The organism is Pseudomonas sp. 1912-s, from assembly GCF_029269205.1.
In the GTDB taxonomy this organism is placed as follows: Bacteria; Pseudomonadota; Gammaproteobacteria; order Pseudomonadales; family Pseudomonadaceae; genus Aquipseudomonas.
In genome coordinates this window covers 331,943-340,934 of record NZ_JARIXR010000004.1, presented here as the reverse complement: position 1 = coordinate 340,934, position 8,992 = coordinate 331,943, and the positions used below count along the sequence as shown (strand labels likewise).

General features: G+C 62.0%; 10 protein-coding genes. 5 read left to right on the top strand and 5 right to left on the bottom strand.

Annotation, left to right across the window (positions count from 1 at the left end):
* Positions 1-651 precede the first annotated feature (651 nt).
* Positions 652-1,605: an aliphatic sulfonate ABC transporter substrate-binding protein gene (locus P3C29_RS08025; protein WP_275964257.1), complete on the bottom strand. Its 954-nt coding sequence runs from the start codon at positions 1,603-1,605 to the stop codon at positions 652-654.
* A 138-nt stretch (positions 1,606-1,743) separates the two neighbouring features.
* Between P3C29_RS08025 and P3C29_RS08020 the strand changes: the two genes are divergently transcribed.
* Positions 1,744-2,349, top strand: a complete 606-nt coding sequence (locus tag P3C29_RS08020; RefSeq protein ID WP_201124556.1) for a histidine phosphatase family protein — start codon at positions 1,744-1,746, stop codon at positions 2,347-2,349.
* A 33-nt stretch (positions 2,350-2,382) separates the two neighbouring features.
* Here the strand turns inward: P3C29_RS08020 and P3C29_RS08015 are convergent, their stop codons facing one another.
* The gene (locus P3C29_RS08015; protein WP_201124555.1) at positions 2,383-2,880 is read right to left on the bottom strand and encodes a GFA family protein; all 498 of its coding nucleotides are present in this window, start codon (positions 2,878-2,880) and stop codon (positions 2,383-2,385) included.
* A 117-nt stretch (positions 2,881-2,997) separates the two neighbouring features.
* Here P3C29_RS08015 and P3C29_RS08010 point away from each other — a divergent pair, with 117 nt between their 5' ends.
* Positions 2,998-3,891: a LysR family transcriptional regulator gene (locus P3C29_RS08010; RefSeq protein ID WP_201124554.1), complete on the top strand. Its 894-nt coding sequence runs from the start codon at positions 2,998-3,000 to the stop codon at positions 3,889-3,891.
* Here P3C29_RS08010 and P3C29_RS08005 read toward each other — a convergent pair.
* Positions 3,879-4,772, bottom strand: a complete 894-nt coding sequence (locus P3C29_RS08005; protein WP_275964256.1) for a LysR family transcriptional regulator — start codon at positions 4,770-4,772, stop codon at positions 3,879-3,881. The two genes, P3C29_RS08010 and P3C29_RS08005, sit on opposite strands and share 13 nt — an antisense overlap.
* Positions 4,773-4,871: 99 nt before the next feature.
* On the opposite strand from P3C29_RS08005, the gene P3C29_RS08000 reads away from it, so the two are divergent.
* Both P3C29_RS08000 and P3C29_RS07995 read left to right on the top strand, forming a co-directional pair.
* Positions 4,872-5,867, top strand: coding sequence for an aldo/keto reductase (locus P3C29_RS08000; RefSeq protein ID WP_275964255.1), 996 nt, complete (start codon positions 4,872-4,874; stop codon positions 5,865-5,867).
* A 71-nt stretch (positions 5,868-5,938) separates the two neighbouring features.
* On the top strand, positions 5,939-6,340 hold the full coding sequence (locus tag P3C29_RS07995; RefSeq protein WP_178121010.1) for a cupin domain-containing protein: 402 nt from the start codon (positions 5,939-5,941) through the stop codon (positions 6,338-6,340).
* Between the two features lie 6 nt (positions 6,341-6,346).
* Here the strand turns inward: P3C29_RS07995 and P3C29_RS07990 are convergent, their stop codons facing one another.
* On the bottom strand, positions 6,347-7,210 hold the full coding sequence (locus tag P3C29_RS07990; RefSeq protein ID WP_275964254.1) for a LysR family transcriptional regulator: 864 nt from the start codon (positions 7,208-7,210) through the stop codon (positions 6,347-6,349).
* 102 nt (positions 7,211-7,312) lie between these two features.
* Between P3C29_RS07990 and P3C29_RS07985 the strand changes: the two genes are divergently transcribed.
* Positions 7,313-8,311 carry a quinone oxidoreductase gene (locus P3C29_RS07985; RefSeq protein WP_275964253.1) on the top strand — a complete coding sequence of 333 codons (999 nt, stop codon included), beginning with the start codon at positions 7,313-7,315 and terminating at the stop codon, positions 8,309-8,311.
* A 259-nt stretch (positions 8,312-8,570) separates the two neighbouring features.
* On the opposite strand, the gene P3C29_RS07980 is transcribed toward P3C29_RS07985, so the two are convergent.
* Positions 8,571-8,879: a hypothetical protein gene (locus P3C29_RS07980; RefSeq protein ID WP_275964252.1), complete on the bottom strand. Its 309-nt coding sequence runs from the start codon at positions 8,877-8,879 to the stop codon at positions 8,571-8,573.
* Between the last annotated feature and the right edge of the window lie 113 nt (positions 8,880-8,992).

Genomic DNA, 8,992 nt, shown 5'->3' with positions numbered 1-8,992 from the left:
GCGCGGCTAACCCGGCGTCCTGCCGGGTTACCCACGCTCCAAAGCCTGCGTTCGGCCAGCGTGGTTTAACGGGGCGCCTAAGATCAAGATCAAAAGCAGATCAACAGCACAGCGGCCTACAGGCCGGCTTGAGTGGTGTGAAGCAAAGGCAACATCAAGATCAAAATCTACAGCGGGCACGGTCAAATGTGGGAGCTGGCTTGCCTGCGATGCAGACAACTCGGTACATCAGACACACCGAGGTGATGCCATCGCCGGCAAGCCGGCTCCTACAGAAAAGCAGCTCTGTTTTCGCTTCGGTTTTTGCTCTGGCTTCTACCACTCAAGCCGGCCTGTAGGCCGCTGTGCTCTTGCTTTTGATCTTGATCTGACTGCCCCAATAAGCCCGAGGCCGAACGCAGGGATTGAGGAGCGGGTAAACCGGCAGGACGCCGGTTTAGCCGCGACGGGGCAGGGACGCCCCGTCGCGGCGGCCCGCGGAGCAATGCCGGAGTGAGGGAACACCGAGCCTAGGCGAGGTGCCGACAGGCGGGGCAGAGCCCTTTGCTTACTTTGGGGCTTTTCCAAAGTGAGTCGCTGTAAGAGCGAAACCATAAGCCGCCGTTACCGCAGAAATGGATATGCACCCCGCCCCGGATGCCGGGCAAACCGTCAGGGCTTCCACACCTGCACATCCTGCGCATCCACCGCCTTGGGCAACAACCCCGCCTTGAAAAACGCATCGGCAATCTTCTGCTGCTCCCCCAACTGATCCAGCGTCACCGGCTGCACTTCATAACTGCGATGAGCATTGGCCGCCTCGACAGTCTCCGCATCCAGGTTGCCCCACAACGGCCCCAGCACTTTCGCGGCATCTCGCGGATGGCTCTTCACCCACTCACCCGCCTTGTGCAACTGCTCGTAAACCAGTTTCAACACCTCGGGATGCGCCTTGGCATAAGCCGTACCCGTCAGGTAATAACGCTTATAACTGGCCAGCCCAGTGCCATCCGCCAGGGGACGGGTAGGCAGTTGGCGCTGCACGCTGGTGAGGAAGGGTTCCCAGGTAACCCAGGCATCAACCTTGTTGTTTTCAAACGCAGCGCGACCGTCGGCGGGCGTCAGGTACGCCGGCTCGATATCGGAGAAGGCCAGCCCTGCCTTGTTCAGGGCAGCAATCAACAAGTAGTGAGTGCCAGCAGCCTTGGTCACGACGATTTTCTTACCCTTCAAATCCGCCAGTTGCTGGATCGGCGAGTCCTTGCGCACCACAATGGCCTGCGCCTGCGGCGAGGGCGCTTCCTGGGCGAAGTAGGTGAGTTTGGCCTGGGCAGCCTGGGCGAAGATCGGCACCGTGTCGGCCACGTCGGCGCTGATGTCGACGTTGCCGACGTTCAAGGCTTCCAGCAGCGGCAGGCCACTGGGGAACTCATGCCAGGTGACGTCGATGCCGTCGGCCTTCAGGGCTTTTTCCAGGGTGCCCTGGGTTTTCAGCAGGGTGATCAGGGTCGAGGATTTCTGGTAACCGATGCGTACGGTTTCCTGGGCTTGAGTGTTCAGGGTGGTGCAGAGGCCCAGTGTGGCCAGGCCGGCGATGAAAAGGCGGTGGAGCGAAAACTGGGGCATGGCGTGCTCGACTCTTAATGGATTAAGGTCAGCTTATGGTTCTAAAAATCTTTCGATAAATAATCTTTCGATCTTAGCTTAGGACTTTATCGGGGAGGCCGTTCGCGGCTTTTCAACGTCAGGATGAAGGAGGGCGGTATGCAGTTGTATGTTGTTCGCCATGGCGAAACGCAGGCCAATGCCGAAGGGCGTTACCAGGGCTCGCTGGACGTTGAGCTCAACGAGCGGGGCGTGCTTCAGGCGCAGGAGTTGCGGGTAAAGTTACCGGTGCAGATCGACACCGTCGTGGTCTCGCCGCTGCGCAGGGCTCAGCAAACGGCGGCGATTGTTTTTGCGGATGACGGGCTGGCATTGTCCACGCTGGATGCGTTTCGTGAACGCGGTGTGGGTGTGTTTGAAGGACTGACCCAGGAAGAAGCGGCGCAGAGGTATCCCGAGCTGTGGGCGCAAAATATTACCCGGCAGTGGGAACTGGCGCCGACTGATGGGGAGTCAATCTCACAGTTTGTCGAGCGTATTCGGGGTGGATTGAATGAGCTGCTGCTGAACCATGGGCAACAGGTGGTGGTACTGGTTGCCCATGGGGTGGTGGCCAAGGCGATCCGCGCATTGGTTCGCGATGACTTTTCGGACTTCTTCGATTGGCAACTGCGCAATGGAGAAGTGCTGACTCTTAAGATCGACTCGACTTCTGTGGTGAGGGGGCTTGTCCCCCGCTGGGCTGCGCAGCGGCCCCAAAACTAACAGCAGAGTTCTATCTGACAGAGCACGGGGACCTTATTGGGGCTGCTTCGCAGCCCAACGGGGGACAAGCCCCCTCGCCACATACATTTGTGTTTTGTGTTCACTCAACGCCTGCGCAAACGCCTGGGGCGTCGGGCTTTGCGGCCACGTCGGAACGCCCTCCGCCAGCGTCACCCACGGCTGCTTGTGCCGCACCCAGATATGCGCCACCGGCTGCACGGCCGGGCTCTCATCCAGTGTCCCGACCCGCAGCACAACCAGCCCCGGCGCAGCCGTCGTGGTGTTGTAGATTCGCGTATGGCACACCCCGCACAGGTGATGCTCCGAACGCTGCCCCTCTAGGTCATAACCATATTCCGTCAACACCCCGTCGACCTTCAACGCGTCCGCCGGCAACAGCGCATGCAAGGCAAACGCGCTGCCGCTCCAGGTCTGGCAGTGCTGGCAATGGCAGGCATACACCGCCAGCGGTGCGTCGGTATTGAGGGTGTAGGTCACGTTGGCGCAGCGGCATTGGCCGGTGAGTGTCATCAAAAACGATCCTGTGCAAAGTGAGGGCGAAAGCCCCATCGGTTATGCTCGCCAGCATGCCGCAGCCCCCGAACAAAGAACATCCGCCAAAACTGCCCAGCGGCTCACAGGAAATGTATGAACGCCCCTCAACTCCAATGGGAAACCCAGCGCGCCTTCCTCGCCGTGCTGCGCACCGGCAGCCTGTCGGGCGCGGCCCGTTTGCTGGGGATCGCCCAGGCCACCGCGCGGCGACGGATCGAGGCGCTGGAGCAAAGCGTCGGGGTCAGCCTGTTTATCCGCTCACCTTCTGGGCTGTTGCCCACCGACACCGCCAAGGACCTGATCAGCCACGTGGAAGCAATGGCCGTTGCCGCCAACGCCTTCAACCGCGCAGCCTCCGCCGATGCGGCGTTGGCCAGTGGCACGGTGCGGCTTACCAGCGGCAAGCTGCTGGGGGTTGAGGTGCTGCCGCCGATGCTGCGCAGCCTGCGCCGTGATCATCCGCAATTGGCCATTGAGTTGAGCGTGTCCAACCGCCTGCAAGCCCTGGCCCGGCAGGAGGCTGACGTCGCCGTGCGCATCCGCCGCCCTACGGAAGCGACGGTGGTCGCGCGCAAGGTCGGCGACCTGCAAGTGGGGTTGTACGCCGCACCGGAGTTGCTGGCGGAGCAGGGCACGCCGGACACCGTCGCGCAATTGCACGGCTACCCGCTGATCGGCCCGGACCGCAATTTGCTGGAGATCGAGTTCCTGCGTGAGCGCGGTTTTGACTGTTCGGCGGCCAATACATTTATCCGCACCGACGATCACCTCGCCCAGTTGGCGGCGCTGCGTGCCGGGCTGGGAATTGGCGTGTGCTCAAGCCAGGTGGCGCAGCGTCACGGGCTGGTGCGCGTGCTGCCCGGGCAGGTGGATTTCAGCGTCGACGTGTGGATTGCGATGCATCAGGACATGCGCCGGGTGCAGCGCATCGCCTTGGTATTTGAGGCCCTGGGCGGCGCGCTGGCGGACTTCCTTCAACCGCGATAACGCAGCGCTTCCACCAGCAGCGCAAAGGCGGGTGAGGCCTGGCGACGGCTGGGGTAATACAGGTGGAAACCGGCAAACGGCGCGCACCAGTCATCCAGCACCTGCACCAGGCGACCGTCTGCCAGGTAAGTCGCCACCAGGTCGGCAGGCACGTAGCTCAAGCCGAAGCCGTCGAGCGCCGCCTTGAGCAAGGGGTACACGCCATTGAACGTCACCTGGCCAGACACCCGCACATTCAGGCTTTCCTCGCCTTTTTTGAACTCCCACACGTACAGGCCGCCATTGGTGGGCAGGCGCAAATTGTTGCAGGCGTGATCGGTCAGGTCGCGAGGTGTGCGGGGTATGGCGCGCTGGGCAAAGTAGGCCGGTGAACCCACCACCAGCATGCGCATATCGGGACTGATGCGCGTGGCAATCATGCCTTGGGCCACGTCTTCCCCGAGGCGTACGCCGGCGTCGAAGCCGTGGGCGGCGATGTCGACAAAGCCGTAGTCGCAACACACTTCCACGGCGATATCCGGGTACTGCGCGAGGAACGGTTTCAGCACCGGCCACAGGATGAACTCCAGCGCGTGGTCCATGGCATTGATACGGATGGTGCCGGACGGCCTGTCCCGCAAGTGGCTCAAACCCTCAAGGCCGACCTGGATTTCATCGAAGTGCGGCCCGATCGTATCGATCAAATGCTGCCCGGCTTCGGTGGGCGACACGCTGCGGGTGGTGCGGGTCAGCAGACGCAGCCCCAACCGCGCCTCCAGGCCGCGCAGGGTATGGCTCAGCGCCGACTGGGAAACCCCGAGCTTGGCCGCCGCCTTGGTAAAGCTGCGCTCGCGGGCTACCGCCAGAAACGCGAGCAGGTCATTGGCGTTTTCCCTGAGCATTGGTGAGTCATCCTCATAAGTATTTTCAGATTCTAGCGGCTAATTATCACAATTCGTAACTGTTAGATTGGAATCAGCCCCCTTACCCGGAGAACGATCATGCTCAAACGCACACTCGGCAACAGCCCACTCGAAGTCTCCGCCCTTGGCCTTGGCTGCATGGGCATGAGCTTTGGCTACGGCCCCGCGGCCGACAAACAGCAGATGATTGCCTTGTTGCGCAACGCGGTTGAACAAGGCGTGACCTTCTTCGATACCGCCGAAGTCTATGGCCCGTTCATCAATGAAGAACTGCTGGGTGAAGCGCTGTCGCCGCTGCGTGAGCAGGTGGTGATCGCCACCAAGTTCGGCTTTGCCCTGGACCCGTCCGGCAACGGCAAATGGTCGGGTCTCAACAGCCGGCCGGAGCATATTCGCCAGGTGGCCGAAGCCTCGCTCAAGCGCCTGAAGACCGATGTGATCGACCTGTTTTACCAGCATCGGGTGGACCCGAATGTGCCGATCGAAGAGGTGGCCGGCGCGGTGAAGGATTTGATTCAGGAGGGTAAGGTCAAGCATTTCGGTTTGTCTGAAGCCGGCGCCTCGACCATCCGCCGCGCCCATGCCGTGCAACCGGTGACCGCGTTGCAAAGCGAGTACTCACTGTGGTGGCGCAAGCCCGAGGCCGAGGTGTTGCCACTGCTGGAGGAACTGGGCATTGGCCTGGTGCCCTACAGCCCGTTGGGCAAAGGCTTTCTGACGGGCAAGTTCGACAGTCACAGCACCTTTGACAGCTCGGACTTTCGCAGCACGTTACCAAGGTTCACGCCCGAAGCCTTACAGGCCAACCAGGCCCTGGTGGAGTTGCTGCACCAGGTCGCCCGGCGCAAACACGCCACGCCATCGCAAATAGCATTGGCCTGGTTGCTGGCCCAGAAGCCGTGGATCGTACCGATTCCGGGCACCACCAAACCCTCGCGCCTGACGGAAAACCTGGGGGCGGTCGAGGTGCAGCTCAGCGCTGCAGAACTCAGTGAGCTGAACGTCGCCGCTGCAAACATCGCGGTGCACGGCGACCGCTATCCCGAAGCCCTGGAACGGATGACCGGCCTATGAACACTCGTCTCGCCGTCACCGCACTTTCATTGTCCTTGCTGGCACTCGAATCATCGGCACAGGAGACCCCCATGCTGACCATCACACCCAACGGTTCCCAACCCTCGGCCAAAGGGCCGGCGGACTATTTCACCGGCACAGTGCGCGTCGACTCACCTTTCAAGGGCACCGATGCCGCGCGTGTCACTGGCGCCGTTGTCACCTTTGAACCGGGGGCGCGTACCGCGTGGCACACCCATCCCCTGGGGCAGACATTGATCGTGACCGCAGGTCTGGGCCAGGTTCAGGAATGGGGCCAGCCCGTGCGGGCAATTCGCCCCGGCGACACCGTGTGGATTGCCCCCGGCGTCAAGCATTGGCACGGCGCCACGGCCAACACCGCCATGACCCATATCGCGATCAACGAGATGCTCGACGGCAAGGTGGTGGACTGGATGGAACAGGTCAGCGACGAGCAGTACGCGGCGCAGTAATCGGCTTCAGCGCCGCAACTGCGGCGCGCTTTCAATGCAACTCACCAAAAACTCCATCACCACCTTCACCGAAGGCGAGCGGCGCATGTCGGGGTACACCGTCAGCCAGATATCGCGAACCGGGCCTTCGGTATTCGTTGCCAGCCGCACCAATGCCGCGTCGTGGTCACCCACCAACGTGGGTAACACCACCGCGCCCACCTGGGACCGGGCGGCCATTTGCTGGGTGATCAGGTCGCTGGCGGCAAAGGCAATCGCGCGGCTGCCGCGTACCTGGTGCATCCATGCCTGTTGGGGCAGATGGTCACGGGTGGCGTCATAGGCGATGAACGCCCACTGTTCGGCGGGTAACCGTTTGAACTCGGGTGTGGCATAGAGCCCGAAGCGCACCGCGCCGACCTTCCTGCGCACCAGTGCCTCCTCATCGGGCCGCACCGTGCGCAGGGCAATGTCGGCTTCACCTTTGTCCAGAGCGGCAAGCGTGGTCGAGGACATCAGCACGATATTCAATTTGGGATACTGCGCCCGGAAGCGCGCGATGTGGGGCGCGATGCAGTGGATGGCAATCGACGGCGGGCAACTGACCCGCACGGTGCCGGCCACTTCGATCGAGGCCACGCGGGACAGGCGCATCACGTCGGTGGCCATCTCGCCCATGCCTGCCGCCAACCTGGCCAACGCCAGGCCTTCCTCCGTGAGTGGCCGGCTGCGGGGCAGGCGATCCACCAGTTTGACGCCGAGGGCTTTTTCCAGGGCATCGACGCGCCGGCCCACGGTGGCGTGTTCCACCTGCAGCTCGCGGGCGGCCGCCGACAGCGACTGAGTGCGCGCCAGTACGGTGAAGTAATACAGATCCTGCCAGTCGAACATCGGGTTATTTCCGCACGGAGGGTGGGAGGTGTTGGGGAATTCTCGTACAGAGTGGTGCCTTTTACCATGGCGCATTCCTACCGCAAACGGAGTTGTCCCGCGATGAAAGCCCTCACCCTTGAAACCTACGGCGGCCCGGAGGTCGTTCAACTGCGCCTTGATGTGCCCAAACCCCAAGTGATGCCCGGCCACGTGCTGATCAAGGTGGCCTGCGCCGGGATCAACTTCATGGATGTGCATACCCGTCAGGGCAAGTACGCCCAGTCGGTGACATACCCGGTGCGAGTGCCTTGCACCCTGGGCATGGAAGGCGCGGGTGTGGTGGTGGAAGTGGGCGAGGGCGTTAGCCATCTGGCGCCAGGTGATCGGGTGGCGTGGTGCATTGCCTGGGGTGCGTTTGCTGAATACGCCAGCGTGCCGGCCGCGCGGGTCGCGCAGATTCCGAATGCGATCGGCTTCGATCAGGCGGCTGCGGCGATGTTCCAGGGCTGTACGGCTCACTACCTGATTGAAGATGTCGCGCGGTTGCAGGCAGGCAACAGCTGCCTGATCCATGCCGCATCCGGCAGCATCGGCCAGTTACTGGTGCAAATGGCCCGTCGACTCGGCGCCACGGTATTCACCACCGGCAGCAGCACTGAAAAATGTGCGATTGCCCTTCAGCGCGGTGCTGATCACGCCTGGCCATATGACGGGTTTGCCGAGCGAGTCTTGCAGGCAACGCAGGGGCGGGGTGTGGACGTGGTGTTCGATTCGGTGGGCAAGGCCACCTTGCGTGAAAGCTTCAAGGCCTGTCGTACGCGGGGGCTGATCGTCAATTACGGCAACGTCTCCGGTTCGATCACTGATCTGGACCCGATGGAGTTGGGCGAAGCCGGCTCGCTGTTCCTGACCCGTCCACGGCTCAACGACCACATGGCCGACAGCCCGACCGTGCAACGGCGTGCCAATGCGGTGTTCGCGGCGATGCTTGAGGGTTCGCTGACGGTGGATATCGAAGGGCATTACACGCTGGAAGAGGTGCAGCAGGTGCACGCGCGCATTGAAGCCAGGCAGCAGATTGGCAAGGCGGTGGTGTGGCTGGATCGTGAGCGGTGTTAACAGCGAGCGGCGACTTACGTTGGCGAGAGCGTTTGTGTGGCGAGGGAGCTTGCTCCCGCTGGGCTGCGAAGCCGCCCCAAAACCTGCCAATGGGGTCTCCCTGAAGAAACGCGGTGTATTCATTGGGGCTGCTGCGCAGCCCAACGGGAGCAAGCTCCCTCGCCACAGGGTTTTGTGGCGCTGTTGGCGGTGAGTAAACAGCAGGCGAAAAAAAGCCGGCTGATCAGGCCGGCTGGGGGTGAACCGCGAGCAACCAGGGTTATGCGCGGTTTTCCATCAGACGCTCAGCACCACCTTCGGCTACACGGTTGCCTTGAAGACGCTCAGCACCACCTTCAGCTACACGGTTTTCTTGAAGACGGTCAGCGCCACCTTCAGCTACACGACGTTCCAGCAACCGATCAGAACCGCCTTCCGCCACACGACGTTCCAGCAAACGGTCAGAACCACCCTCAGCCACGCGGCTGTCCATCAGGCGATCCGCGCCGCCTTCAGCGAGGGCAGGTTGGGTAAAGGCGCTTACAGCAAGTACCGAGAAAGCGAGGCTAAGCAAGAGTTGGCGTTTCATGAGGGTGTGCTCCGGGATGTCATTGGTTGGTATGGATGTGATGGTACGCGGTGGATTTTTTTAGAGAACTTCATTGCGCTGATGGTGACTATCGACGTCAGCGATGGCCCGTT

Bases quoted from the DNA above. Each gene is read 5' to 3' on its own strand.
- P3C29_RS08025 (WP_275964257.1), bottom strand. From the start codon at position 1,605: ATGCCCCAGTTTTCGCTCCACCGCCTTTTCATCGCCGGCCTGGCCACA.
- P3C29_RS08020 (WP_201124556.1), top strand. From the start codon at position 1,744: ATGCAGTTGTATGTTGTTCGCCATGGCGAAACGCAGGCCAATGCCGAA.
- P3C29_RS08015 (WP_201124555.1), bottom strand. From the start codon at position 2,880: ATGACACTCACCGGCCAATGCCGCTGCGCCAACGTGACCTACACCCTC.
- P3C29_RS08010 (WP_201124554.1), top strand. From the start codon at position 2,998: ATGAACGCCCCTCAACTCCAATGGGAAACCCAGCGCGCCTTCCTCGCC.
- P3C29_RS08005 (WP_275964256.1), bottom strand. From the start codon at position 4,772: ATGCTCAGGGAAAACGCCAATGACCTGCTCGCGTTTCTGGCGGTAGCC.
- P3C29_RS08000 (WP_275964255.1), top strand. From the start codon at position 4,872: ATGCTCAAACGCACACTCGGCAACAGCCCACTCGAAGTCTCCGCCCTT.
- P3C29_RS07995 (WP_178121010.1), top strand. From the start codon at position 5,939: ATGCTGACCATCACACCCAACGGTTCCCAACCCTCGGCCAAAGGGCCG.
- P3C29_RS07990 (WP_275964254.1), bottom strand. From the start codon at position 7,210: ATGTTCGACTGGCAGGATCTGTATTACTTCACCGTACTGGCGCGCACT.
- P3C29_RS07985 (WP_275964253.1), top strand. From the start codon at position 7,313: ATGAAAGCCCTCACCCTTGAAACCTACGGCGGCCCGGAGGTCGTTCAA.
- P3C29_RS07980 (WP_275964252.1), bottom strand. From the start codon at position 8,879: ATGAAACGCCAACTCTTGCTTAGCCTCGCTTTCTCGGTACTTGCTGTA.